The following is a 25,317-nucleotide window of genomic DNA, read 5'->3' as shown; positions in this document are numbered from 1 at the left end:
TTAAAAATTTACATTTAGATGAAAGTAGTATTGTCTTGAACTTGGAAAAGGAGTTACTTCTATACCACTTGATAAACCTGAACCACCATTTACTGACACCTCAGGATCATAGCTTGAATAGTCTGTAAATGTCAACAAGTTTCGACCCGAAAATCCAACCTTCACATTATCTACCATTTCTCCAAATATTCTAGTGATAGCTTTATTAGGAATCGAGTAATATAGAGCCGCTTCTCTCAAACGAATGTAGCTTGCATCTTCAACAAATCGAATTGCATTTGCTGGCGAATCATTTCTTGCCTGCCCTGCTGCGGTCTCAAGATCTATAGTTGTTTGTCCTAAATCTGTTAAATAACGTGATAAATTAAGGTTTTCATTGCCTTGTTTCATTTGAAAAAGAAATGATAAATCAAAATTCTTAAACAAAGTTAAGGAGTTGCTCCAGGCCATTTGAAAGTCTGGCTCAACGTTACCTACCTGTGTTGGTGTAGAAGTTAAAGGCCCTGATGCACCATCTGGATCTATATTTCCTACCAGTTGCGTGACCGGCTTTCCTTCTTCAATATAAATTGTACCAAGACCTAATCCAAAACCGGCTCCAGGCTGTGCAAAAGCAGGTACTTCAAGTCGTGTTATTTCAGATCTATTTAAATAAAATTGCAATCTAGAATTCCAGCTAAAATTTTCAGCACGTATAATATCTGCAGACAAAGCAAGCTCAATACCGTAATTTCTCATGTCTGCAAGATTTGTAGTTTCAGTAGTAAAACCAGAAGAAGCAGGTAATTGGCGCGTTAAGATAAGATCGTCAACTGTTTTATTATAATACGTTGCTTCTAAGTTGAGCAGGTTATTTGCAATACCTAAATCGAAACCTATTTCAAATTCCTTTGCTGTTTCTGGCTCAATATCTGGATCGCCTTTGCCCCCTACTAAGGTTTGCCCACCTAGACCGTCTATTAAAGTTCCCTGGTAACTCGTGAATGTAGAACCAAACGATGCTGGGTTACCTGTCTCACCATATGCAGCACGTAATTTAAGCTGATTGATCAACTCTACGTTCCAAAAGTCAAAATTAACAAGATTTAAAGCAAGAGATGCTTTAGGAAAACCATATAATTTATTGGGGTCTCCGTTTCTACTTGATTTGTCTAAACGATATCCTAGCGTAGCAATAATTTGATCTTTATAGTTACCTTCTACCTGACCAAAGAAACCAAAATCCTGTTCTTCAGAAATAAACTGATTAATTGCCTGAGCTGCTGAATTTTGTACGTTTTGTTGCCCGGCCAATAAACCGGCCCCTCTACTTAAAACGGTATTCGCATCTTGATATAAATACGTCATACCACCTTGTGTGGTAAGGTCTAGAGATTCATCGAGTACACTGGTATCCCAGATGCCAACTGCCTGAACGTTAACCTGTGTAAAATTGTTTTTTCCTACACCTACAAATCCCGGATTAAGCGTTCCTATCTGAGCTTGATGTGTTTCTGGTACATAAACAAAAGTCTCATTTGCCAAATAATCTAATCCACCGCTTATATTAAGTCGAACTCTGTTTAAATCATCTGTATATATCTTTGTATTTAAAGAAAGACCTTGTATTACTCTATTATTTTTATCCTCATTAACAGCTTGATCTCTTACAAAAATAGGATTTCCTGAATAGTTAGGATTATTAGGATAATTGCCAGTTTCATCTGGGAAGAAATTATTCCAAGGTCTTGAAAAAGCTAAAGTATAACCATAACTAAGACCACCATCATTTTCATTTCCTGTAAAACTCCTACTAGACGAGCTTCTAATATAGTTTGTCGTAGATGCAAAATCAAATGTATTTGAGATTTTATGGTCAATATTAGCTCTTAGAGATAAACGTTCAAAACCGGTATTTTCAATAATACCTTCTTCATCCCGGTATCCTCCGCCTACATAAAATTTTGTCTTCTCATCACCACCTGTAACACTTAAGCGGGTTTCTGAAATTAGACCTGTATTGCCATAAATAATATCTTCAAGATCATATAACGAACCTCTTTCTGCAATAGTTGCTTCATATTTTTGACGCTCATCTGCTCCAAAAGTATCTTCTACAGATTGAGCAGTCCAAGGGCGTATACCTAAGGGATTTGCTATGGTATTGAAACCTATATCCTGAGCAAAGTTTATTTTTGTTTTTCCCTGCTTACCTCTTTTAGTCGTGATTATAATTACACCTGCATTACCACGTTGACCGTAGATAGCAGCTGCAGAAGAACCTTTTAATATTTCGATATTTGCAATATCATTAGGATCGAGATCAGCAAGCCTGTTACCAGAGTTCTCTTCATTACCTTGATTTGCCCCTGAAGCAAATCGTAAACCCGAAGGAATCTCACGGTTATTTATATAAACACCATCTACAATAACGAGTGGCTGGTTATTTCCATTAATAGACGATATACCTCTCAATCGTAAAGCAAAACCTCCACCAGGAGCACCTGATGTCGCGGTTATATTTACACCAGTAACCTTACCATAAAGAGCACCATCTACAGTAGATTGTCCGGTCGTACCTACCAGCTCTTCTGCAGACACCGTAGAAACAGCATTTGCCAGATTCGATCTTTTTATAGAAGAACCTAATCCTGTTACTACAACCTCATCTAATGCTTGTGCAGATTCTTCAAGAACCATATCTACAACTCCTTTTGAAGTTACTACCTTATCAACTTCTTTAAAACCTAAACTTGAAAAGGTTAACGTTGCAGGTAATTGAGCAATAGTAATACTGTAGTTACCATCAAAATCTGTTGTTGTACCGTTAGAAGTACCCTTTTCTATAACATTTGCAAAAGGGATAGTACCTCCACTACTGCTTTTCAAAGTTCCAGTTATTGTCTCTTGGGCAAATCCCCCCACGGATATGCTCAAGAAAAATAAAACCCTTAAATACCACAAAAAGTTAAATTGCTTCATAAATAGTTTATTTAATTAAAACTTAAAAATATTAAAGTATTATCAAATATTGTGATTTTACTTAACATATAATTACAAATATTTAAATTTAGATGATTATTTCAAATTTCAATAAGTTTAGTATGCTTAGAACAATTACTTCTTAAATTTGCAGTCCAAATAAATTACAATGTATAGAACGCATAACAATGGAGCTTTGCGCGCCGAACATATAAATGAAACCGTAACACTTTGCGGTTGGGTACAAAAATCACGAGATAAAGGTTTTATGATCTGGGTTGATTTGCGAGATCGTTATGGGATTACCCAGCTTATTTTTGATGAAGAGCGCACGCCTAAAGATGTTATGGATCTTGCAAAAACATTGGGTCGTGAGTTTGTTATTCAAGTGACCGGTTCTGTTATTGAGCGCGAATCTAAAAACCCAAAAATGCTCACGGGTGATGTAGAACTTCTGGTAGAAAAACTTGAAGTTCTAAACGAGGCAAAAACACCTCCTTTTACTATTGAAGACAGCACAGACGGCGGGGAAGACCTACGTATGAAATACCGCTATCTCGACATTCGTCGTAATCCGGTGAAAGAGAAATTAATATTTAGACATAAAGTAAGTATTGCCGTACGCAATTATCTTTCAGAAAAAGGTTTTATTGAGGTAGAAACACCGTATTTAATCAAATCTACGCCAGAAGGTGCCCGCGATTTTGTGGTGCCCAGCCGTATGAACGAAGGTCAGTTTTACGCTCTTCCGCAATCGCCACAAACTTTTAAGCAATTGCTTATGGTAGGTGGTATGGATAAGTATTTTCAAATTGTAAAGTGCTTTAGAGACGAAGATTTACGTGCAGACCGCCAACCCGAATTTACGCAGATTGACTGCGAAATGGCATTTGTTGAGCAGGAGGATATTCTAAATATTTTTGAAGGATTAACTAAACACTTGCTGAAAGAAGTGGTAGGTTTTGAGATCGAAAACTTCCCGAGAATGACTTATGACGAGGCAATGTCTAAATACGGTAACGATAAACCGGACATTCGATTTGGGATGGAGTTTGGAGAACTCAATGCTGTAACTCAACACAAAGAATTTAAAGTCTTTAATGACGCTGAACTTGTTGTGGGTATTGCTGTTCCCGGTGGCGGAATTTATACGCGTAAAGAGATAGATAAATTAATAGACTGGGTGAAGCGACCACAGGTAGGTGCATTAGGAATGGTTTATGTTAAATGTAATGATGACGGAAGCTTTAAATCTTCCGTAGATAAATTTTACGATCAGGAAGATCTTGCAAAATGGGCGGAAGCTACCGGAGCGAAACCTGGCGATCTAATTTGTGTGCTTTCTGGCGAAAGCCTAAAAACCCGCACGCAATTGAGCGCCTTACGTATGGAACTTGCTACACAACTAGGTTTACGTAAATCTGACGAATTTGCACCGCTTTGGGTAGTAGATTTCCCATTATTAGAATGGGATGAAGATACGCAGCGTTATCACGCGATGCACCACCCATTTACATCGCCTAAACCGGGCCAAATGGAATTACTGGATACGAACCCCGGCGACGTTAAAGCAAACGCTTATGACCTTGTTTTAAACGGAAACGAAATAGGTGGAGGTTCGATACGTATTCACGATAAAGAAACCCAGTCTAAGATGTTTGACTACCTTGGGTTTACTAAAGAAGAGGCACAGGCACAGTTTGGCTTCCTGATGGATGCCTTTCAATACGGCGCTCCACCACACGGTGGTCTGGCTTTTGGTCTTGACCGTCTTGTGGCCATTTTAGGTGGTCAGGAGACCATACGTGATTTTATTGCATTTCCTAAGAACAATGCGGGCCGCGATGTAATGATAGATGCTCCTGCAAAAATTGACGATGCTCAATTAAAAGAATTGAATTTGAAGGTTACTTTATAAACCTCAACAGCTTTAAACAAAAGAGGGATGCTCAAACGAGCATCCCTCTTTTGTTTTGTATACTACCTAAAAGTTGAACATAAAAAAACCCGGACGCTTGTCCAGGTTTTTTATTGGCTAATTAAAATAAATATTATTTGGTCCAACCACTGCTCCAAGTAGCATAATCGGTACCCGTACCATCACCATCACCAGAAATAAAATCAGCAATCGTGAATTCAAAAGCTGTGTCATTTTTCATTTTAGTAGTAACATTTGTGAATAAAACATCATTTATTTGAAGTTTATCATCAAGAACACCCTGTCCTGTAGGGCTGTTTCCCATATCACCATCTAAATCAAAACCTTCTTCAAAGCCTGTGATTGAAACATTAGTGAAAATTCCTTGAGTACCTGCACGCAAACGTACAGCTTCAGTATCTGGAGTATTTCCTTGACCTACTATCGTTAAGTTTCTTACATTAGGAGCAGAAAAATAAACAGGGCTAGAGTTATTCCCTATATCTGTATTGTAACCATCAGCCTCAATACCTTTATCGTGTGCAGCGCCGTGCTGAATATAGACATTGTTTAATGTACCTGAAAAACCTTCAGTCCAGTCAACAGAATCATCTTCTGCATCAATTACAGATATGAAACTAACGTTAACAGTCCCTCCAAAAAACTCAACACCATCATCTTTTCCTTTATAAGCCTGAATGTGGTCTACTACCGTACCATTTCCAACTCCATAAAATGAGAATCCGTTATTTTCAGACTGACCGTCAGCTGCTCCTCCAGAATATTCAACACGCACATACTTAATTACGCCAGAGTAATCTGAAGCATCACCACCTCCGTAAGGCAACGCTCCAATTTCTGAAGTTGAAGTTGCTGAACCACTGGTAGAATTGATAGGAGCTTTACCTAAAATAATTAAACCACCCCAATCTCCTGCCGCTGGTGAGGCTGCCGCTGAAGTAAAAATAATAGGATTTGTAGCTGTACCCTGAGCATCAATTTCTGCACCTTGAGATATAGCCACATATGCATTTGCACCATTAGCTGCTTTAATTACAGTACCTGCTGGAATAGTTAACTTTGTATTAGGAGCCATTACTAAAGCATCAGTCAAACTATATTCTTGACCAGCCTGAAGTGTAAGATCACTTGTATAAGTTCCTTTCAACTCAGTTCCTACAACAGGACTACCATTACCGTTTCCGTCTACATTGATAACGATATCTGCAGTATCATCTGCTTCACAACCTGCGAAAAGAATCGCCGCTGCAAGCAAGCTTGAAAATAAATAATTAGTTCTCATTTTGTTTAAGTGTTAAGTTTAATTTTTTTGGTTATTATTTTTTAGAATGAATATTTTACAGAAAGGCTCATATCTATACCTCTTTTATAATTTGAGATAATAATATCTCCAGCAGACTCTGCTCTAAAATATTGAATATTAGGATCTAGTAAGTTTTTAGCACTAAGATTAATCTCCCAGTCACGACCCAATTCATTACGCAATACAAAATCAAGATTATGCACTCCTTTCTCAACGATATTGCCCAATTGCCCAGCTCCTAGTGCCTCTATACGATCGTCAAAATAAGAGTAGATAATATTGGCTACGGGTTTGTAATTTTTAAAACGTGTAGGGCTGTAACTTAAATCAGCATTAATCAAAAATGGCGATGCACCCTGTAGTTCATCTGTACGATCAAGAGTAGATGAGAACAGACCGTCTGAGCTTTTAAGTTTTTGTTCTGTTTTCATCACAGTCGCATTTAGACCCGCAGAAAGAGTAGATTGATCATCCTCATCCATTAATAAGTTCTTGCGCAGCTCAAGCTCTAACCCATATACATTTGCCTTATCACCTGTTCTAAAATAACGCTGAGTACCTGTAGCATCATTTGCGATTACCTTGTTTATAGGATCATTAATTTCTTTACCAAAAGCAGATACAGAGAGCAACTCACCCTTACCATAAAACCACTCGTATTTTAAATCAAGATTGTATATGTTTGAAACAGCAGGATCATTTAACAGGTCAGGATTACCTCCTACACGCTGGGTAACATCTTCATATACAAACGGCGCAACCTCTTTAAATTCTGGAAAAGAAATTGTTTTTGAAAATGAAAAACGTAGGTTAGAATCGTCATTCAATCCGTACTTCACATTTAAACTTGGCAAGTAAAAATTGTCATAGCCACTGGCTTCACCAACCCCACTATTACCTAAGTTAATTACGTCATAAGCGATAGATTGCCTAAATGATTCGATACGAATACCAGGAACAAATAACCAGTCACCTGTTGTTATCTCAGCATTCACGTAACCTGCATGTATATCTAGCTTACCATTATAGGTATTCTCTAAATTGCCCGGTAAGTTTCTATTAGTAAGTCCGATTTCAGGAGCAAGAGGCCTAAATACATAGGTATCATAAACCGTTGATAAATTGTCAAGATTAAATACCCCATCAAGATTGTCAATATCGGTCACTTCGGTACGTGGTTGTTTTAGATCATAACCATATCTAGTGTTATCAAAATCACGTGTTTTAGTTCTACCATTATATCCGAAATTGAATTTTACAGTCTCTGATGCTGTGTACTCAAGATTTAAGCGGCTGTTTAATTCTTCATCCTCTATATTCTGAAAATAGCGCTGGTTATCAAAATTTGTATTATTGTAAAACGAAGGATTTGTAGTTGGATCATTATCTAAAGCGTTTTGATAATTTTCAAGTGTAAATCGCTTACGATCTGGCTGTCTTGCAAATACACGGTTGTATCCTACACCCCAGCTAAGTTCAAATTTGTCATTAATTTGATGATCTCCAGAAAGCTGATTTACAAAAATCATATCCTGGCTAAAAAGAATATTCCGTACAAAAAAGCCTTCATCTGTATTAATGATTGCATCTCTATTTGTACCAGTACCGTCAATACCATAATCCCCTACCTCATCTGACGAACTATTTAGGAATAACGAGTTATATGAAATGCGGTGTTTGCTATTAATGCGGTAAATTAAGTTTGCCATCGCTGTTGTTGTTGTAGAGTATTCAAATTCTTCAACATCATCAAAACGCTGTTTGTATTCACTTGTAAAATCTGCCTGTGAACCTCTTCTATACTCAAAGTCGTTTGAAAAAGATGCAGTAGCAAAAACACTTAAGCGAGTATCGTTTTTAAAATTAAAAGAGGTACCACCAGATATACTTCCATTTAAATTAATAGGCTGACCACCATCTACAGGATCTACAGGTTGAGAAAGAACTACTGCGAAAGGGTTGTTATCATATCGGTTATAAAAACCAAAATAACCAGTACCCTCGCTACGTACAAAATCTTTACCTAATGCGCGGGAGTTAACTCCCGTTCCTAGCGAAATATCTAAGAAGCCCTGACCTTTATAGTCTTTAGCAATTACATCTACATTTGAAGCCGCAAAGTCTCCGTAAAATTTAGTAGAGTACGCTTTACTAACGGCGACATTTTGAATAATGTCTGAAGGAAAAAGATCAAGATTAATATTCTTACGTTCAATATTATTTGAAGGTAATGATAAACCGTTATAAGTTGTGTTTAAGTATCGATCTCCCAAACCACGCACATAAACATTACCCGAACCCCCAGATTGTTTAGAAACTCCAGAAATCTTAGCTATTGCTGCTGCTGCGTCACTAACTCCTTTACGAGCTAACTCATCTGCTCCAATACTTTGTTGTATTGAGGTGGCATTTTTTTGTTCTAAAAGCAGTGCTACCTCAGATTCTCTTGAAACAGTTGTAGTAATTACCACCTCATCTAAAGCTGCAGCGGTAGCACCAAGACCCGTATTTATTGTAGTTACTTTACCCGCCTCTACAGTTACATTAGGTATTTCTACCGTCTCATAACCTACAAAGCTAAATACTACGGTATAAGAACCTGCTTCTACATTAGCAATCTCGTATAAACCATCAAAGTCTGTAGTTGTTCCTTTAGTTGTTCCTTTAATTTGAACTGTAGCAAATGGTAAAGGCTCATTATTAACTTCTTTATCACTCAACACTCCTACTATACTTCCGCTACCTTGTGCAAAAGCACCTGCGGTAATTATAAGTCCTAGTAAAAACAGATAGAATTGTCTCATTGTTCGATTTTATTTATCGCTGCAAAGATGTTGCTAAAGAACCGCTAGAGGGTTAATGCATTGTTATCAATTCGTAAGCTAGGGGTTACATCATGGTTACCTTAATGTTAAGAGATCTGCGAAAACGCTATAAATCAAATAACCAAAAATTTTACAAAAAATGTATCTTGCTCAAAATTGAAAATTATGATGAACTGGGAGCAATTACTGTCTCTAAAACGTCAGGGCGACACTGCAAAACGCTTAAGAATAGAACAAGACGACACCCGCCTGGGTTTTGAAGTTGATTACGACCGCATCATATTTTCTGCACCTTTTAGAAGCTTACAGGATAAAACGCAAGTCATTCCGCTTTCTAAAACAGATTTTGTACACACTCGACTTACTCACAGTATGGAAGTTTCTGTGGTAGGACGTTCCCTGGGTAGAATGGTAGGTAAACGTATTATCGAAAAATACCCACACTTAGAGCAAATTCACGGATATCAGTTTAATGACTTTGGGGCTATCGTAGCTGCAGCTGCCCTTGCACACGATATTGGGAATCCGCCTTTTGGGCATTCTGGAGAAAAAGCAATTGGCGAATTTTTTAAAAGCGGATACGGTGCTCGTTATAAAGACAGCCTTACAGCAAAAGAATACCAGGACCTCATCAAGTTTGAAGGTAATGCAAACGGCTTTAAAGTACTTTCACAAAGTAAGCCGGGTGCTCCCGGAGGTTTACGTCTCTCGTATGCGACATTAGGAGCATTTACAAAATACCCAAAAGAATCGCTACCTCATAAACCTACAGATCATATTTCAGATAAAAAATATGGCTTCTTTCAATCTGAAAAAGAACTCTTTGATGACGTTGCGGTTGAACTAGGCTTAATGAATCGTAGTGCTGAGCATCTAAGCTGGTCACGTCACCCGCTTGCGTTTTTAGTAGAAGCCGCAGATGATATTTGTTATACCATCATTGACTTTGAAGACGGTATTAATCTAGGTTTAATTCCTGAAGAATATGCTTTAGAATATATGGTAAAACTGGTGGGTAACACCATAGACCGTAATAAATACAACGCACTACAAGACACCGCAGATCGTGTAAGTTATTTGAGAGCCTTAGCTATAGGAACGCTCATTAACGAGAGTGTTGAAACATTTATGAAATACGAAGAAGAAATTCTGGCAGGCACATTTAGTCATTCTCTAATAGATAAAAGTGCCTATCAGGCACAGATTACAGACATTATAAATCTTAGTATTAATCGTATTTATAACAGTCGTGAGGTAATAGAAAAAGAAATTGCCGGCTACGAAATCCTCTCAACCCTTCTTGAAGCGCGCTGCAGAGCCTTAGATAATAATGACACCCACTACAACAGGCTTATTCAGAAATTACTGGCTCCTGTAGATCAATCTGAAAAAAGTCTATACGCTAATCTGATTCAGATTTGTGCTGAAGTTTCAACAATGACAGACGGTAAGGCGTTGCGCAATTACAAAAAAATAAAAGGGCTTGATGTGAAATAAGTTATTCTGAAAGAAGACTTTTAATTTTCTGTCTAATGCTTTCAATATCTAAACCTATAGAAGTATAAAGTTGCGCCGTTGAACCATGCTCTATAAACGCATCAGGTATTCCTAAAATTTCAAGTTTTCCTGTAAATTTAAAATGCGCCGCTTCTTCTACAACAGCACTCCCAAAACCTCCCGCTTTGGCGCTATCTTCAAGTGTAACGACAGTCGTGTAAGTTTCAAAAATACGTCTGAGTGCACTTAAATCTAAAGGTTTTACAAACCCAAAGAAGTAAACCGAAACAGCACCCTTAAATTCTTCAGCAAGCGCTACTGCTATATCTGTAAAATTGCCGGTTGCTAAGATTGCTAGTTTAGAACCTTGAATAAGATGTTCTGCCTTTCCTATTTCAATTTTTGTAAACGGAAGTTGCCATTCTAAAGTGTTTCCCCGACCACGTGGATACCGAATCGCGATTGGAAGTTGTAAGCCCAATTGTGCTGTATATAGTATGTTACGCAACCCGGCTTCATTCCGAGGAGCGTAAATAATTAAATCTGGAATGCAGCGCAAATAGGCTAAATCAAAAACGCCGTGATGTGTTGCCCCATCTTCGCCCACCAGACCCGCACGATCTATGCAAAAAACTACCGGAAGACCTTGTAATGCAACATCATGAATAACCTGATCATAAGCACGCTGTAAAAAGGTAGAGTAAATCGCACAAAAAGGAATCAATCCTTCTGCCGCAATACCTGCGGCCAGAGTTACAGCATGCTGTTCTGCTATACCTACGTCAAATGCCCGTTCCGGAAAACGCCGCATCATATACTTTAACGAACTTCCTGTAGGCATTGCGGGAGTTATACCTACAATTTTCTCATTTTTTTCCGCAAGCTCAACTAACGTAAGCCCGAAGACATCTTGATATTTTGGGGGTTGAGCATCCTTGCTTTTAGGAGTTAACTCTCCCGTAATTGCGTTGAATTTTCCGGGAGCGTGGTAAACTACCTGATCGTCTTCTGCTTGTTTCAGTCCTTTTCCTTTTGTGGTAATGACGTGTAGAAACTTTGGCCCTTTTATTTTTTTTAGCGTTTTAAAAATCTCTAATAGTTTCTCAATATCATGACCATCTACAGGTCCAAAATAATTAAAATTTAATGCTTCAAAAATATTATCCTGCCCCTGACTTCCGGTTTTTACGCTCGTAAGGTAGTTTTTTAATGCGCCTACACTGGGGTCTATACCTATTGCATTGTCATTAAGGATTACAAGTATATTTGCATCGCTGTCTCCCGCATGGTTAAGCGCTTCAAACGCCATCCCACTCGCTACAGATGCATCACCTATAACTGCAATATGGTGTCTGGTTGTATTATTTTGAATTTTTGCAGCTAGTGCCATTCCTAAAGCTGCAGATATTGATGTGCTTGAATGTCCCGCTCCAAACGTATCATACACACTTTCGTCTCGTTTAGGAAAACCACTAATACCTTTATATTGTCTGTTAGTTTCAAAAAGTGATCTTCTACCGGTTAAAATTTTATGCCCATAAGCCTGGTGCCCCACATCCCAAATTAATTTATCATCAGGAGTATTAAAGGCATAATGCAATGCCAGAGTAAGTTCTACTACTCCCAAACTTGCTCCTAAATGACCTTCTTTTGTTGCAACGATATTTATAATAAAACGCCGCAACTCTGCTGCAACTTCAGCCAAATCTTTAACCGGTAATTTGCGTAAATCTGCCGGATCGTCAAGGGTTTCTAAAACACGATAGTTCATAAAACAAAGGTAGCCGATGTTCGATAAATAATTAGTTTCCTCTATTAAAATGATGTGAGCGCACTTCTCAAAAAGTTAGAAAATTTCTAAACCATTAAAAGCAGTAAGCCTCTCGATTTTTAGCCTTACTTAATGATTAAATCTTTTTATCTTACTTCTTCAAATACTTTGCAATGGCATTAATAGAACCTTTTGATGATTACTACTTTATGAAAAAAGCAATGCAGGAAGCAGAAACCGCTTTTGAACTTGGTGAGATTCCTGTAGGCGCGGTAATCACAGTTAACAATACAATAATTGCCAGAGCACACAATCTCACAGAACGATTAAACGATGTTACAGCACATGCAGAAATGCAAGCCATTACCTCTGCAGCAAATTATCTGGGCGGTAAATACCTCAAAGAATGCACACTTTATGTGACGCTTGAGCCTTGCCAAATGTGTGCAGGAGCATTATACTGGAGTCAGCTATCACGTATTGTATATGCAGCTTCTGATGAAATGAGAGGTTTTAAAAAAATGGGCACCCAGATACATCCTAAAACTACGGTAAGCAGTGGGGTGATGCAAAATGAGGCCGCAGCACTTCTAAAGCGCTTTTTTATCGAAAAACGAAATCTTAATTAGTTTACTTTAAAGAATGACTACTAAAAATACCATAGCAGAGCGGGTAGCAGATTTTTTAAAACGGTATCCACCATTTCAGTTTCTGGAGGCCGAAAGCTTACTCACTATAGCCGGACAGGTAAATGTGCTGTATTTTGAAAAGAACAAGTCTGTTTTTAAAGAGCACGAGAAAAACCACGGGATGTTTTATGTGGTTAAAGATGGTGCCGTACGCCTATATAGAACGCAAGATAATGAGCCCAAAATCGTTGATATTTGCGACGAGGGTGACCTTTTTGGCCTAAGGCCATTAATCACTAAAGAAGATTATGAGCTTTCTGCATCTGCAAATGAAGAGTCAATTCTGTATGGTATTCCTATAGACTTATTTTTACCCATAGCATTAGAGCATAAAGATGTAAGCAATTTTTTAATCGCTTCGTTTGCTTCAAATGTGAGCGACCCCTATTCTTTAGAAGAAAGCGGAAAGCTTTTTACTGAGTATTCTGTTGAGCGCAATAGTGAGATTTTTGATCTTCAGAAAGCCCGCTATTCAAAAAATATTTTAACCTGTCCACCTGAAACAACCATTAAAATTGCTGCTTTAAAAATGGAACATCGCGGTGTAGGTTCTATTGTTGTAACAGACGATGATAAACCTCTAGGTATAATCACAAATAGAGATCTTAGAGATAAGATTGCTACCGGTAAGTTTCCCATCACAGATGAGGTCACTTCCATTATGAGTGCTCCTGTACGCTGTTTTCAGAAAGACTTAAGTGTATCGCAAGCACAACTCATTATGCTTAGAAATGACATAAATCATTTATGTATTACCGAAGACGGTACGCCAGATACTAAACTTTTAGGATTACTATCTGAGCACGATGTAGTAGTCTCTTTTGCTAATAATCCTGTCGTATTACTTAAAGAAGTAAAACTTGCAAAACGTACTAAAAGATTGCGTGAAGTACGCCTGAGGGTTGCGCAACTACTTAAAAAATATCTGGATCAGAATCTTCCCTTATCGCAGATTCTAAATATCTTAAATGAAATTAATTATGCTATAGCGGTACGTGCAATTGAGCTTGCACTAAAGAAAATGGAAACTCCACCGCCTTGTAAATTCGCTTGGTTAGCTCTAGGGAGTCAGGGTCGCAAAGAGCAGCTTTTATATACAGATCAAGATAACGCAATAGTGTTTGACGATGTTCCTAAAGAAGATTACGAGAATACACAAGCCTATTTTATTCAATTAGCACGACACATTACCAGAGCTTTGCACAAAGTGGGTTACGCCTATTGCCCTGCAGATATGATGGCAAGTAATCCCAGATGGTGCCAGTCATTATCAGAATGGCAAAAACAATTTAGTGTATGGATTTTAGAACCCTCACCCGAAAGTCAATTGCTTTCTGCTATATTCTTTGACTACAGTTATGTTTATGGCGACACACTACTGGTTACAAAACTTTCAGACAGCATATTACAAACTCTAGATCGCAATACAACTTTTTATAGGGTTATGGCAAAAGATGCTATAAGAAGCCCGTCACCTCTCGGTTTTTTTAGACAATTCCTGGTTGAAGAAAGTGGGGATCATAAAGATTTCTTTGATATTAAAGCACGAGCGCTAATGCCTTTAATAGATGCAGCACGCGTTTTAAGTTTACAGCATAAACTGCGGAATATTAACAACACTGCAGGAAGGTTTGAACGTCTTGCTGAGGTTGAAGATAACAATAAGGAGATTTACGAAAATTGCTCCTATGCCTTTAAAGCACTGTTAAAATTTAGAACCAGACAAGGTATTTTACACGATGACTCAGGAAGGTTTATAGAACTTGCAACCTTAAGTAAAGCCGAAAAACTAAAGCTGAAACGTTGCTTTAAATCTATACATGACATTCAAGAATTACTCACCATACGCTACCAACTTAAATAGATTATGCGTATTCCTTTTTTTGACAAAAAACCCGATCCGCCAGAATTCTACAAAACCTACGCGAGAGCGTTTTCAGAAGCTAGCCCTTCTACAATTAAAGATACCCGTTTTGTAGTTTTTGATACCGAAACAACCGGAATAAATGCACGTAAAGACAGAATGCTTAGTCTTGGAGCTTTAGAAATAAAAAGTAATCAGATTCAACTGGCTAAAAGTCTTGAGGTGTATGTATCACAAGAAATCTTTAATGAAGAAGCTGTTGCCATTCACGGTATTTTACGTCAACATAGAAATCAAATTAAAATTTCTGAAGAAGAGACTGTAAAATTATTTCTTGAATTTATAGGCAACGCAGTTTTAGTAGGCCATCACGTTGGTTTTGACATTGCAATAATTAACTATGCTTTAAAGCGATTAGGAGCTCCTAAACTTAAAAACAAATTTACTGATACCGGTGTGCTTTTTAAGCGCAGCGTACATCTTGTAAATATCACAAACCCTGATAAAGTTTATAGTTTAGATGAACTCTGCGAAGAACTCAATATTTCTAAAAATGACCGTCATATGGCTATGGGAGATGCCTTTATTACAGCTTTAGCTTTTCTAAAAATACAGAACAGACTTAGAGGATCTAAAAAAATAACACTAAAAGATATTTTAATTTAAGTTTTTGTGCTTTATATGAATAGAGCTTAGACCTTTTAAATTTTCAAAATTTGGGACATATACTTCTTGCATTAATCTTTCTACTTTATTAATGTAGGGTAGTTTTTTCTGACTAATTAACTCATGTAAATGACTTTCAAATGCAGAATATAATAGGGTAAGTAGTCGGTTTTTAATGAGTGTACTTTGATATTGTTTCACAAACTTTTTACAGGTAGACAAAAATAGCTGTGGGTGTTTAACAAGCGTATCTACAACAGTGTAAAAATATTTTATAACCTCGATATCATGATGTTCCTGAACAATTTGATTTTTTAAATTAGAATTTTCTCCTTGAAACAACCAGAGGTTTTTTGTAATAAAATCTGTTTTACTGCTGCTATTGCAATAATAAACATCTAGTCCTAATGCGGTACTTATAACAAAAACATTCTGACCTAAAGAATCTATAAGAAATCTACTAAATGACTTTTCTGCCACAGGCGCAAGCACCATTGTGCGTTTAAAACCTGTGTTTCTAAAACGCACACAATGCAAATCATTTAATATATCACCATTGTCTAGCATATCATAACAATGCTTCAATTTGATCAAGACCCTGCATTTTTGCATGATCTTTAGCAGTTAAACCTTTCGTATCTTTAATTGATGTATCTGCACCATTTTGAATAAGCATTTCTACTAATTCTTTCTGATTAAATGTTGCAGCATAAATTAAAGCAGTACCTCCGTTTGAATTTTGAGCATTTACGTCTGCTCCGTTATCTATAAGAATCTTTGCGATTTTAGGATAACCTTTGAAACAAATACCCATAAGTGCTGTGTTACCAGAGGCATCCTTAGCATTTAAATCTGCATTGTGCGCTACGAGTACTTCCGTAACTTTTTCAAAACCGTAATATGTAGCAAGTACTAAAGCCGTTGAACCTCGCTGATCTGTAGCCGCAATTAGTTCAGGATTGTTTTCTAAAAGTTCCTGCACTTTTTGATCGTTTCCTAATCTAATAGTATCAAATAATAATTCTGAATTCATCTTGTTAAAATAATGTAATTTATTCTGAAAAAGTAACTCTTAAGTCATTTTATTCTCTTATCCACTTTGACTTCAAAAAAATATTTATTCAAAATGCTATAACATAACACACATCGATAAGTTTTCCGCAAGAAAAAAACTGCACAAATAAGATAATTGATGAAGTTTTAAATTATTGAGAATAATCAAATTTTAGTTCAAATATATCTACTGAATCCTTTATAAACTGTTAGAGAATATGTAAATATTTATACTTAGAATCACAAAAAACATTGACTGTTGCTTCTAAATGTATAATCTGTTATTCAAAAACTTAAGAGTATTCTAAATGTTGTCAAAGCGATGTTAAACCTTGCTTCACATCGAAAGGAACTTTTAACTTTAGATCAAATTTATAATTATGAGTAACTCACTTGAAGCCTGGTTAGAAAAAGATTCGTTTACTTCTAATGTAAGTCGTGGCCTTATCTCTGGATTGTTAGGAGGTATTGCAGGGACTGTAGTTAAGAGTGCCATAGAAAAAGTACTACCAGTTAGGAAACCAAATACGCGTTCTGCGCAGTTGAAAATGGTTGATGATCTGTCTGTAAAAATTACAGGAGATCGTATTAGTACCTCAAATCAAGAGCTCGCAGAGCAACTGGTAAATATTCCTTTTGGAGCAAGTTTAGGCGCAACCTATGGTTATGCAAAACGCGATAAAATGGAGACTAATATTTTTGAAGGTGTCGCATACGGTGCCACAACGTGGATAGGAACACACGAAACTTCGTTGCCGCTTCTGGGTTTAAAAGAAAGCCCAAAAGATATACCTTTAAATATACAAATCAACGAGCTAATCGCACATGTGGCATTTGGGATCACAACAGAAGTTGTGCGCGGTCTAATCGCCCGAAAACTGCGCGATTAAAAAAATTGCGATACGCATATAATAAGCTAAAAAATCATTCTAAATTGCTGTATGTCTAAATTCCTGCAGCTTTACAATTCTTCGATAGCCTTTGCAAAAAGTACCGACTTTGCAAAGGCTATTTTAGTGACTACCGGTGTAGTTGTACCTATTTTAGTAGGTTATTATTTAGATTATCTGAGTGTAGGAATTGCATTAGGTACCGGTGTGCTCTTTAGTTCACCAAGTTCGATAAGTGGTAGCTTAAAGAATAAACGTATAGGAATCCTGCTCTCTTCGTTAATCGCAACGCTGGTTAGTTTTATTGGCGCCTACATACCAGATATTTATTGGATACAATTGCCCTATTTAGGCATAATGACATTTGCTCTTGCATTTATTGCAGTGTATGGTTTTAGAGCCTCTCTTGTAGGTTTTTCAGGGTTATTTGCACTTGTTTTAAGTTTTGCCAATTTATCATCATCAGGAATGCCTCCTTATGAGCGCTCCCTCCTAATAGGGCTGGGTGGTATTCTATATCTACTATTAACCCTGTTATATGATCTACTAGCGCCTAAAAAACAAACCGAAGAATTATTAGAAACCGCAATTGAGCTGAGCTCGAGATATATTGAAGCTCGTGGTCAATTTTTACGCCAAAGCATAGATCGCGATACCGGCTTAAAAAAACTATTTACAGTACAAAGCGATTTTAATGATCATCTTGAAAAACTTAGGGAAATCTTACTAGATAGCAGGCATGCCTCAGGAACTTCAAGTTATTATCGCAAGCAATTTCTGGTTTTAGGTGAGCTCGTAGATCTTTCAGAATTGTCATTAACAAGCCCTATACCGCCTGCGAGAATGCACGAAGTTCTCAAGAAGTACCCTATTCAATTGCACGCATTTGTAAACTTAAATAAAGCACAAACAGAAACGTTACGAAAGATTGCTCATACTAATCTTAAAAAATATAGAGTAGATTTAAATACACTCAGAGCTGCTTTAAAAGAAACTAAAAATAAGGTAGATAATTATAAAGCTCCAAATGCCTCAACCGAAGATTACATAATTCTGCAAAACTTATATGAACTTCAGGAAAATCAAACCCAGCGTATTGTAAACATTGCACAAGTCTTAGATCGTAATAAAACAATAAAAAGCACAAATACGGCTAATTTAAATGACCTCGAAGGTTTTGTTACTAAACAAGATTATAGTTTTCAAATTCTACTGGATAACCTAAATAAAGACTCACCTATTTTTAAACACGCCCTGCGTATAGCTTTTATTGCAGTGCTGGGATTTGGTTTAGGTAATTTTTTTGAAGTTCAAAATCCGTACTGGATTTTGCTTACCATAATTGTAATTATGCGCCCCAGCTACGGTCTTACAAAGGAGCGATCAAAAAACAGGATTATAGGCACACTTCTTGGTGCTGCTTTAGCTACAGGTATTGTTTACCTATTTAGAGACAATACTCTTTTTAGAATTTTAGCTGTGCTTAGTTTTATAATGGCCCATGCTTCGCTTCAAAAAAATTACCGTACCGGGGCTTTTTTCATTACGTTAAGTATCATTTTTGCCTATGCCCTACTGCGACCAGATATTCTGGCAATTATACAATACCGAGTATTTGATACTGGTGTAGGAGCAGCACTTGCCGCACTAGCTAGTGCTTTCTTATGGCCTACCCGAGAGGCAAAAAGTCTTAAATATAATTTAGCTGAAAGCCTAAAGGCAAGTCGTAATTATCTGCAAGTAATATCATCACATTACGAGACAAAAAAACAAATAGAAACGCATTATAAATTAGCCCGAAAAAAAGCATTTTTAGCAACTGCCACGGTAAACGCAGCTATACAACGTTTACTACAAGAACCCGGCGGAAAAGGAAAACTCACAGGGAAACTTTATGAATTAGTTGTTTTAAATCATGCATTTCTAGGCGCACTTGCATCTATAGGAGCTTATTTGCGCAATCACAACACCACCCATATAGATGACATTTTTATCAAATACAAAAATCCTATTTTTGAAAATATAGATAGCGCAATTGCACTTCTAGGAGACAATACACCTATAAATGAAATACCCAATATTTTTAAAGAATTAGAAGCACCTGTACCCGTAACATATATAAATGAAGAACTTAACGAGGCTCATATTCTTACAGAACAGCTTAAATGGCTAAAAAAATTAAGTGAAGACTTCAATAAGCAGCTTAAAACGCTACATACGTAAGTGGTAGCGCTTTGATATAAAAAAATTACAAACTTCTTAAAATCGCAGTTGCATTCAAAAGTGTATCGTCTGACTTTGCAAAACAAAAACGAAGTAGTTTACCGTCTTGCTCATTCACATTAAATACAGAAACAGGAATACTGGCAATACCTTTCTCTTTTATTAGCCTTTCGGCGAAAAGTTTTGCGTTTTCCTGTGAGATTGCACTATAATCAAGCATTTGAAAATACGTACCCATCGCAGGTTTAAATTTAAATCGAGAATCTTTAATTCCATCTAGAAACAAATCTCTCTTACGCTCGTAGAAACCTGAAAGATTCAAATAATTGTCAGGATTTTTGAGGTACTCTGCAATTGCTTTTTGCATAGGATGACTTACACAGAAAACTGTATTTTGATGAACTTTCTGAAATTCACGCATCAAATTCTCAGGAGCAAGGCAATAGCCTATCTTCCACCCGGTGGTATGAAAGGTTTTACCAAAAGAAGCAGTAATCAATGAACGCGCTGCAAGACCTGGATAGGATGCGACGCTCTTGTGTTTTTTCTCGTCAAAAACAATATGCTCATAAACCTCATCGCTTAGAACTAAAATTGAAGTACCCTCAAGGATTTCTTGCAGACGTTTGAGATCACTTTCAGAATATACCATTCCGCTTGGGTTATGCGGATTGTTGATAATAATCATTCGTGTTTTTAAAGTAATACAAGCCGCTACCTCATCCCAATCTACTTTATCATAAGGAGCTTTTAATTGCACTGTTACCGGCTTGCCTCCTTGTAATTGTATTGTAGGTTCATACGTATCGTATGCAGGTTTGAGTACAATTACTTCGTCACCGGGATGCACAAATGCCGTAATGGCCACGAACAAAGCTTCAGAAGCACCTACAGTAATAGTCACTTCAGTTTGCGGATTATATGAGGTTCCCCTTAACGTTTCAATCATTTCAGAAACCCTTTCGCGTAAGCCTAAATCTCCTGCAAGAGGTGCGTATTGATTAAAACCATCCTGCATGGCTTTTGTTACCAACTCGATAAGAACAGGATCGGTCTCAAAATCAGGAAAACCCTGTGAAAGATTGAGTGCTCCATAATCTGCCGCCATTTTGCTCATAAAAGCAAAAATAGAAAGGGTCGAATTTGGTAATTTGCTTTGCATTATTCTTTTCTAAAATGTGCCGCAACAGCTTCTAACTCTTCGTACCACTCAGAGCCAAATTTACGTATGAGCGCATCTTTAGTAAATTTATAAACAGGAACTTGAAGTTCTTTTCCTAAGCTGCACGCATCATCACAAATGGGCCATTTGTGATAATTTACAGCCGTAAACTTAGAATACTCCTGCAAACGAACAGGGTATAAATGGCATGAAATAGGTTTTCTAAAATCTACCTCGCCGGCATTATAGGCATCTTCAATCCCACAAGAAGCGACACCTTCTTTAGTAAAAGTAACATAAGCACATTCTGCACCATTTACTAGCGGTGTTTCTAGCTCATCAAGATCTGTGGTAATGTGTGTACCTTGATTTTCTATCGCGGCAATACCCTCTGGACGTAAAAAAGGTTTTACTTTAGGGTAGATGTTTTTTAATATTTCTACCTCTTGTGGTTCTAACGGAGCTCCCGCCTCACCCGCGATACAACACTCTCCTTTACACGATGAAAGATTGCAAACAAAATCCTTTTGAATGACCTCTTCTGAAACTATGGTTTTTCCTATCTGAAACATAGCGACAAAGATACATATTTGCTTAGGTTAACAATGGGGTAAATCTCTAGATAAGAACGCCTGAAAATCATACAAATAACAGTACTTTTGCCGACCTTTTAAAAAAGTTTAGATTATGGCGTTTGATTTTAAAGAGATTGCGACAGCAAGCATGATTCTTTTTGCAATTATAGATATTATAGGAAGCATTCCTATTATTGTAGGGTTACGCGAGAAAGTAGGGCATATTCAAAGTGAAAAAGCTTCTATTGTTGCTGCTATTCTTATGGTTGTTTTTTTATTTTTAGGAAAAGAAATTTTAAAACTTATAGGCATTGACGTAAACTCATTTGCCGTTGCGGGTGCATTTATTATCTTTTTTATTGCTCTTGAGATGATTCTAGGTATTCAGCTTTATAAAGATGATGCGCCTGAAACCGCGAGTATAGTTCCCTTAGCCTTCCCACTTGTTGCCGGTGCAGGTACTATGACTTCGCTACTATCACTACGCGCAGAGTATGCTGTTGAAAATATTATCGTAGCGATTATTATTAATTGCCTTTTTGTGTATTTGGTCTTAAAGTCTTCTGGGAAAATAGGAAAATTACTAGGAAAACAAGGAATTAGTCTTATTCGAAAAATCTTTGGCGTAATTTTGTTAGCGATGGCTGTAAAGCTATTTACAACAAACATTCAAGGACTTTTTTAAACCCCTTTTTATGAAAATTGCTCTTTATATTATTTTAGGTCTTGCAAGTGCGCTGCTCATTTTTAACTTCACCAAAATAGATTATGCAGCTCCCTTAGATGGTAATAGTTCTGTAGCGGTAATCTCTGTACTTGCTTGTCTTTGTGCGATATTATTACTTGCGATACTACTTATCTCCAAAAGAATTGAGGAAAAGAAGAAACGTAGATCATAAAAGCTCTACGAGCGTAGGATTAATAAACTCATATACAATACCTCCTACAAATGTAATTATTGAAAGTACAAGAAAAACCTTGTGCAATTTTTGATAAATTAAAGTACGTTTTAGCTGCGTACGAAGCGTGCTGTCTTCAATTTTCTCTATTTGCTTTTTAACCTCAGATTCGGTTAAATAAAATGGACTTACAGATATACCATTTGAGATAAGAATACCCGCACTGTTATCTAGCAATCTAAAAATTGCCGCAATACAAAACACAAATATAGACGCGATAATTACCATTATTCTTCTCTGCTTAATTCTTTGATTTTCTTGATAGCAGCATCCTCTTCATTAATTAATTTCTCAAAGATAGTATTTCCGAAAAGTTGCTGCGCAAATACAGCTTTAATATAGCGTTTTAAATCTTCTTTATAATCTCTTACCCGTATTTTTAAATCTCGCTTACCAGTATAATTTACAAACTCTAAAATATCAGAATCAGAGATAACCACCTCTTCTTTAAATTGTTTGTAAGTAAGTTTGTTATAATAGGGCCTGTTTTTTTCTAATAGTTCAAAAACAAAGCGATTCATAAAGCCGGTACGCAGTGCATAATTTATAGCTTCTTTCTCGTAATTAGTATCTTTTGGTATAAAAATATCGGGTATAATACCACCACCTCCATAAACAACCTTCCCTTTAGGAGTTACATACCGTAAACTATCTGCTACGCTAATGCTGTCTAAACTTTGCATCTCGCCGTTTTTGTATCGCGAAAGGTAATCTTCGTAATAGGCTTTATTACCTTCACCATAAGGACGCTGTATACTTCTGCCGGTAGGTGTGTAATATCTAGCAATAGTTAATCGCACGGCACTCCCATCGCCAAGCTCCATCTCACGCTGTACGAGACCTTTACCAAAAGAACGCCTACCTACAATATCACCTCGATCATTATCCTGTAATGCTCCTGCGACAATCTCACTTGCTGATGCTGAATTTTCATTAATTAAAACATACACCTGCCCTTCTTGAAATACACCATCATCAGAAGCAAATGCCTTTTCAATTTTTCCGGTTTTATTTTTTGTAAATAAGATAAGTTTGTTATCTGCTAAAAATTGATCTGCCACCTGCTCTGCTGCAGAAATGTAACCTCCCGGGTTATCTCGTAAGTCTAATATAATTTGACTGGCACCCTTTCTCTTGAGCGTATTTAAAGCACTTTTAAATTCTGAAGGTGTACTTTCTGCAAAACGATTTATTTTAACATAACCTAAGGTATCTGTAAGCATATAATAGGCATCAACACTTTTTAGGGCTACAGTCGCTCGTTTTACCTTGAAGTCTATTAACTCTTTTACACCCGGTCGTTTCACTTTAAGATTAACCTGTGTGTTTATTTTCCCTTTTAATTGAGCTGTTATAGAATCATCTATTAAATTAATGCCGGTAAGTGGTTTATTATCTGCTGCGATAATACGATCTCCTCCTTTTATCCCGGCTCTTTCACTGGGACCTCCCGGAAGTGTGTAACTAACCGTAATAGAATCGTTGTAATTATAAAAACTAACACCAATACCTACAAAATCACCTTTCATGCTTTCATTAACACGCTCCAATTCACTAGGAGGTATGTATACAGAATGCGGATCAAGATTTTCTAAGATACTATTTACAGTAACATCAACAATGCTGTCTGTGTTAATAGAATCTACATACTCGTAATCTATATAATCTATGAGGCGGTTTAATTTTTCTTTCTTGGCATTACCTCCCAGAAGACTTGTAGTATTACTACTGTAATTAAGCTTACTACCTATAAATATGCCTATCGCAACTGCCACCGCAAAAAATATAGGAAGATATTTCTTTTTGTAGCCTCCCATTATTCTTCAATATTTTCTATACATTCTACCTCTACACCTGCCCGCACTAAAAAATCAAGTCCGCTGGGATCTTTATATCCGCTGTGGTAGACCACACGTGTTATGCCAGCTTGATGTATTAACTTACTACATTCTGTACACGGAGAGAGTGTGATATATAAGGTCGCGCCTGCACACGCCTGCGTAGAAGATGCAACTTTTAAAATTGCGTTTGCCTCTGCGTGAAGTACATACCATTTTGTATACCCCTCATCGTCTTCGCATATGTTTTCAAAACCGGTAGGTGTCCCGTTATAACCGTCAGATATTATCATCTTATCCTTAACGATAAGTGCACCTACTTGTTTCCTTTTACAGTAAGAAAGTTTTGCCCATTCACGAGCCATACGCAAATATGCGATATCATAAGTAAGTTGTTTATCTGAGGAAATTGAAGACATATGTAAGCTTACTAAGCATTTAAAAGGCAGTTAATGGTGAGCGAAGATAAAAAACTTACACCGCTTATAATCTGTAAAAAAACACTTTACCACGGATAATTCGCAATCAGCATCGGGATTACCATACCCATTACTACCGCAGAAATAAACATCATCCAATCTCTGCGTGAAAATCTAAAAATAGTTTGACAAATAAACCCGATAATAAGAACGATTAATACAATAATAATCTGAGCGCTTTCTATACCCAAAGCAAATTCTGCCAGCGGCAATAACCTATTTGATAAATGTGCAGTTAATGATTTGAAAAACGAAGAAAAACCCAGACCGTGTATAAGACCAAAAAATAATGCTGTGATTAATAAAACTCCCAATTTATCTTTTTTAGCACCTTTACCTGCTGTGAATACATTGTACAAAGCAGTTATAAAAATGGTTACTGGTATTAAAAACTCAATAAAACCACGATCTACTTTAACAACACCATAAACAGCTAATAATAATGAGATCGTATGGCCTAAAGTAAATAAGGTAACGAGTAGCAAAACACGACGCCAGTCACTAAAGACGTAAGGTACGGTAAGAACAATTAGAAATAATACGTGGTCATAAGCTTTATAGTCGAGTACATGTTCAAGACCTATTTTAAAATAAAACCAAAAATCTGACATAAGGGAAGAGGA

General features: G+C 36.9%; 21 protein-coding genes. 9 read left to right on the top strand and 12 right to left on the bottom strand.

Annotated elements, in window-relative coordinates:
• The gene (locus tag ACIGAM_RS06200) at positions 1-2,961 is read right to left on the bottom strand and encodes a SusC/RagA family TonB-linked outer membrane protein (protein WP_396510602.1); all 2,961 of its coding nucleotides are present in this window, start codon (positions 2,959-2,961) and stop codon (positions 1-3) included.
• A gap of 169 nt (positions 2,962-3,130) precedes the next feature.
• On the opposite strand from ACIGAM_RS06200, the gene aspS reads away from it, so the two are divergent.
• Positions 3,131-4,879 (top strand): aspartate--tRNA ligase, encoded by a 1,749-nt coding sequence (gene aspS / locus ACIGAM_RS06195; RefSeq protein WP_396510601.1) that lies wholly within the window; start codon positions 3,131-3,133, stop codon positions 4,877-4,879.
• Positions 4,880-5,012: 133 nt separating this feature from the next.
• Here aspS and ACIGAM_RS06190 read toward each other — a convergent pair whose 3' ends face one another.
• Together ACIGAM_RS06190 and ACIGAM_RS06185 are read right to left on the bottom strand one after the other, a co-directional pair.
• On the bottom strand, positions 5,013-6,182 hold the full coding sequence (locus ACIGAM_RS06190; protein WP_396510600.1) for a multidrug transporter: 1,170 nt from the start codon (positions 6,180-6,182) through the stop codon (positions 5,013-5,015).
• A 41-nt stretch (positions 6,183-6,223) separates the two neighbouring features.
• On the bottom strand, positions 6,224-9,007 hold the full coding sequence (locus tag ACIGAM_RS06185) for a TonB-dependent receptor domain-containing protein (protein ID WP_396510599.1): 2,784 nt from the start codon (positions 9,005-9,007) through the stop codon (positions 6,224-6,226).
• 186 nt (positions 9,008-9,193) lie between these two features.
• Between ACIGAM_RS06185 and dgt the strand changes: the two genes are divergently transcribed.
• On the top strand, positions 9,194-10,525 hold the full coding sequence (dgt, locus tag ACIGAM_RS06180) for a dGTP triphosphohydrolase (RefSeq protein ID WP_396510598.1): 1,332 nt from the start codon (positions 9,194-9,196) through the stop codon (positions 10,523-10,525).
• Between the two features lies 1 nt (position 10,526).
• Here dgt and ACIGAM_RS06175 read toward each other — a convergent pair whose 3' ends face one another.
• Positions 10,527-12,296, bottom strand: a complete 1,770-nt coding sequence (locus ACIGAM_RS06175) for a 1-deoxy-D-xylulose-5-phosphate synthase (RefSeq protein WP_396510597.1) — start codon at positions 12,294-12,296, stop codon at positions 10,527-10,529.
• 173 nt (positions 12,297-12,469) lie between these two features.
• On the opposite strand from ACIGAM_RS06175, the gene ACIGAM_RS06170 reads away from it, so the two are divergent.
• Genes ACIGAM_RS06170 through ACIGAM_RS06160 form a run of 3 tightly spaced genes read left to right on the top strand, consistent with a single transcriptional unit; the run spans position 12,470 to position 15,515 of the window.
• The gene (locus ACIGAM_RS06170) at positions 12,470-12,925 is read left to right on the top strand and encodes a nucleoside deaminase (protein ID WP_396510596.1); all 456 of its coding nucleotides are present in this window, start codon (positions 12,470-12,472) and stop codon (positions 12,923-12,925) included.
• 13 nt (positions 12,926-12,938) lie between these two features.
• Positions 12,939-14,849: a DUF294 nucleotidyltransferase-like domain-containing protein gene (locus tag ACIGAM_RS06165; RefSeq protein ID WP_396510595.1), complete on the top strand. Its 1,911-nt coding sequence runs from the start codon at positions 12,939-12,941 to the stop codon at positions 14,847-14,849.
• A gap of 3 nt (positions 14,850-14,852) precedes the next feature.
• Positions 14,853-15,515, top strand: a complete 663-nt coding sequence (locus ACIGAM_RS06160; RefSeq protein ID WP_396510594.1) for a PolC-type DNA polymerase III — start codon at positions 14,853-14,855, stop codon at positions 15,513-15,515.
• Here ACIGAM_RS06160 and ACIGAM_RS06155 read toward each other — a convergent pair.
• Together ACIGAM_RS06155 and ACIGAM_RS06150 are read right to left on the bottom strand one after the other, a co-directional pair.
• Complete coding sequence (locus ACIGAM_RS06155; protein ID WP_396510593.1) at positions 15,507-16,109, bottom strand: hypothetical protein; 603 nt, start codon at positions 16,107-16,109, stop codon at positions 15,507-15,509. The two genes, ACIGAM_RS06160 and ACIGAM_RS06155, sit on opposite strands and share 9 nt — an antisense overlap.
• On the bottom strand, positions 16,084-16,548 hold the full coding sequence (locus ACIGAM_RS06150; RefSeq protein WP_396510592.1) for an ankyrin repeat domain-containing protein: 465 nt from the start codon (positions 16,546-16,548) through the stop codon (positions 16,084-16,086). Before ACIGAM_RS06150 ends, ACIGAM_RS06155 begins: the two co-directional genes overlap by 26 nt.
• 400 nt (positions 16,549-16,948) lie before the next feature.
• Between ACIGAM_RS06150 and ACIGAM_RS06145 the strand changes: the two genes are divergently transcribed.
• Complete coding sequence (locus tag ACIGAM_RS06145; protein WP_396510591.1) at positions 16,949-17,458, top strand: DUF1440 domain-containing protein; 510 nt, start codon at positions 16,949-16,951, stop codon at positions 17,456-17,458.
• A 51-nt stretch (positions 17,459-17,509) separates the two neighbouring features.
• Positions 17,510-19,681: an FUSC family protein gene (locus tag ACIGAM_RS06140; RefSeq protein WP_396510590.1), complete on the top strand. Its 2,172-nt coding sequence runs from the start codon at positions 17,510-17,512 to the stop codon at positions 19,679-19,681.
• 25 nt (positions 19,682-19,706) lie between these two features.
• On the opposite strand, the gene ACIGAM_RS06135 is transcribed toward ACIGAM_RS06140, so the two are convergent.
• On the bottom strand, positions 19,707-20,843 hold the full coding sequence (locus ACIGAM_RS06135) for a methionine aminotransferase (protein ID WP_396510589.1): 1,137 nt from the start codon (positions 20,841-20,843) through the stop codon (positions 19,707-19,709).
• Positions 20,843-21,415, bottom strand: a complete 573-nt coding sequence (locus ACIGAM_RS06130; protein WP_396510588.1) for a DUF3109 family protein — start codon at positions 21,413-21,415, stop codon at positions 20,843-20,845. The genes ACIGAM_RS06135 and ACIGAM_RS06130 overlap by 1 nt, the downstream gene beginning before the upstream one ends.
• Positions 21,416-21,530: 115 nt before the next feature.
• Here ACIGAM_RS06130 and ACIGAM_RS06125 point away from each other — a divergent pair, with 115 nt between their 5' ends.
• Positions 21,531-22,103, top strand: coding sequence for a MarC family protein (locus ACIGAM_RS06125; protein ID WP_396510587.1), 573 nt, complete (start codon positions 21,531-21,533; stop codon positions 22,101-22,103).
• A 10-nt stretch (positions 22,104-22,113) separates the two neighbouring features.
• Entirely contained in the window at positions 22,114-22,317 is a 204-nt protein-coding gene (locus tag ACIGAM_RS06120) for a hypothetical protein (protein WP_396510586.1), read from the top strand.
• Here the strand turns inward: ACIGAM_RS06120 and ACIGAM_RS06115 are convergent.
• The 4 genes from ACIGAM_RS06115 to ACIGAM_RS06100 form a co-directional block, all read right to left on the bottom strand.
• Positions 22,312-22,605, bottom strand: coding sequence for a hypothetical protein (locus tag ACIGAM_RS06115; protein ID WP_396510585.1), 294 nt, complete (start codon positions 22,603-22,605; stop codon positions 22,312-22,314). The two genes, ACIGAM_RS06120 and ACIGAM_RS06115, sit on opposite strands and share 6 nt — an antisense overlap.
• Positions 22,605-24,194 carry a S41 family peptidase gene (locus ACIGAM_RS06110; protein ID WP_396510584.1) on the bottom strand — a complete coding sequence of 530 codons (1,590 nt, stop codon included), beginning with the start codon at positions 24,192-24,194 and terminating at the stop codon, positions 22,605-22,607. The genes ACIGAM_RS06115 and ACIGAM_RS06110 overlap by 1 nt, the downstream gene beginning before the upstream one ends.
• Positions 24,194-24,634: a deoxycytidylate deaminase gene (locus tag ACIGAM_RS06105; RefSeq protein ID WP_396510583.1), complete on the bottom strand. Its 441-nt coding sequence runs from the start codon at positions 24,632-24,634 to the stop codon at positions 24,194-24,196. The genes ACIGAM_RS06110 and ACIGAM_RS06105 overlap by 1 nt, the downstream gene beginning before the upstream one ends.
• A gap of 86 nt (positions 24,635-24,720) precedes the next feature.
• The gene (locus tag ACIGAM_RS06100; RefSeq protein ID WP_396510582.1) at positions 24,721-25,305 is read right to left on the bottom strand and encodes a HupE/UreJ family protein; all 585 of its coding nucleotides are present in this window, start codon (positions 25,303-25,305) and stop codon (positions 24,721-24,723) included.
• Between the last annotated feature and the right edge of the window lie 12 nt (positions 25,306-25,317).

The organism is Leeuwenhoekiella sp. NPDC079379 (assembly GCF_044542075.1).
In the GTDB taxonomy this organism is placed as follows: Bacteria; Bacteroidota; Bacteroidia; order Flavobacteriales; family Flavobacteriaceae; genus Leeuwenhoekiella.
This window is presented reverse-complemented; position numbering and strand designations above follow the sequence as displayed.

What these genes read in the sequence shown, in the direction of transcription:
- ACIGAM_RS06100 (WP_396510582.1), bottom strand. Translation starts at nt 25,305, where the DNA reads ATGTCAGATTTTTGGTTTTATTTTAAAATAGGTCTTGAACATGTACTC.
- ACIGAM_RS06165 (WP_396510595.1), top strand. Translation starts at nt 12,939, where the DNA reads ATGACTACTAAAAATACCATAGCAGAGCGGGTAGCAGATTTTTTAAAA.
- ACIGAM_RS06130 (WP_396510588.1), bottom strand. Translation starts at nt 21,415, where the DNA reads ATGTTTCAGATAGGAAAAACCATAGTTTCAGAAGAGGTCATTCAAAAG.
- ACIGAM_RS06115 (WP_396510585.1), bottom strand. Translation starts at nt 22,605, where the DNA reads ATGGTAATTATCGCGTCTATATTTGTGTTTTGTATTGCGGCAATTTTT.
- ACIGAM_RS06170 (WP_396510596.1), top strand. Translation starts at nt 12,470, where the DNA reads ATGGCATTAATAGAACCTTTTGATGATTACTACTTTATGAAAAAAGCA.
- ACIGAM_RS06135 (WP_396510589.1), bottom strand. Translation starts at nt 20,843, where the DNA reads ATGCAAAGCAAATTACCAAATTCGACCCTTTCTATTTTTGCTTTTATG.
- ACIGAM_RS06140 (WP_396510590.1), top strand. Translation starts at nt 17,510, where the DNA reads ATGTCTAAATTCCTGCAGCTTTACAATTCTTCGATAGCCTTTGCAAAA.
- ACIGAM_RS06160 (WP_396510594.1), top strand. Translation starts at nt 14,853, where the DNA reads ATGCGTATTCCTTTTTTTGACAAAAAACCCGATCCGCCAGAATTCTAC.
- ACIGAM_RS06120 (WP_396510586.1), top strand. Translation starts at nt 22,114, where the DNA reads ATGAAAATTGCTCTTTATATTATTTTAGGTCTTGCAAGTGCGCTGCTC.
- ACIGAM_RS06200 (WP_396510602.1), bottom strand. Translation starts at nt 2,961, where the DNA reads ATGAAGCAATTTAACTTTTTGTGGTATTTAAGGGTTTTATTTTTCTTG.
- aspS (WP_396510601.1), top strand. Translation starts at nt 3,131, where the DNA reads ATGTATAGAACGCATAACAATGGAGCTTTGCGCGCCGAACATATAAAT.
- ACIGAM_RS06185 (WP_396510599.1), bottom strand. Translation starts at nt 9,007, where the DNA reads ATGAGACAATTCTATCTGTTTTTACTAGGACTTATAATTACCGCAGGT.
- ACIGAM_RS06125 (WP_396510587.1), top strand. Translation starts at nt 21,531, where the DNA reads ATGGCGTTTGATTTTAAAGAGATTGCGACAGCAAGCATGATTCTTTTT.
- ACIGAM_RS06110 (WP_396510584.1), bottom strand. Translation starts at nt 24,194, where the DNA reads ATGGGAGGCTACAAAAAGAAATATCTTCCTATATTTTTTGCGGTGGCA.
- ACIGAM_RS06150 (WP_396510592.1), bottom strand. Translation starts at nt 16,548, where the DNA reads ATGAATTCAGAATTATTATTTGATACTATTAGATTAGGAAACGATCAA.
- ACIGAM_RS06105 (WP_396510583.1), bottom strand. Translation starts at nt 24,634, where the DNA reads ATGTCTTCAATTTCCTCAGATAAACAACTTACTTATGATATCGCATAT.
- ACIGAM_RS06145 (WP_396510591.1), top strand. Translation starts at nt 16,949, where the DNA reads ATGAGTAACTCACTTGAAGCCTGGTTAGAAAAAGATTCGTTTACTTCT.
- ACIGAM_RS06175 (WP_396510597.1), bottom strand. Translation starts at nt 12,296, where the DNA reads ATGAACTATCGTGTTTTAGAAACCCTTGACGATCCGGCAGATTTACGC.
- dgt (WP_396510598.1), top strand. Translation starts at nt 9,194, where the DNA reads ATGATGAACTGGGAGCAATTACTGTCTCTAAAACGTCAGGGCGACACT.
- ACIGAM_RS06190 (WP_396510600.1), bottom strand. Translation starts at nt 6,182, where the DNA reads ATGAGAACTAATTATTTATTTTCAAGCTTGCTTGCAGCGGCGATTCTT.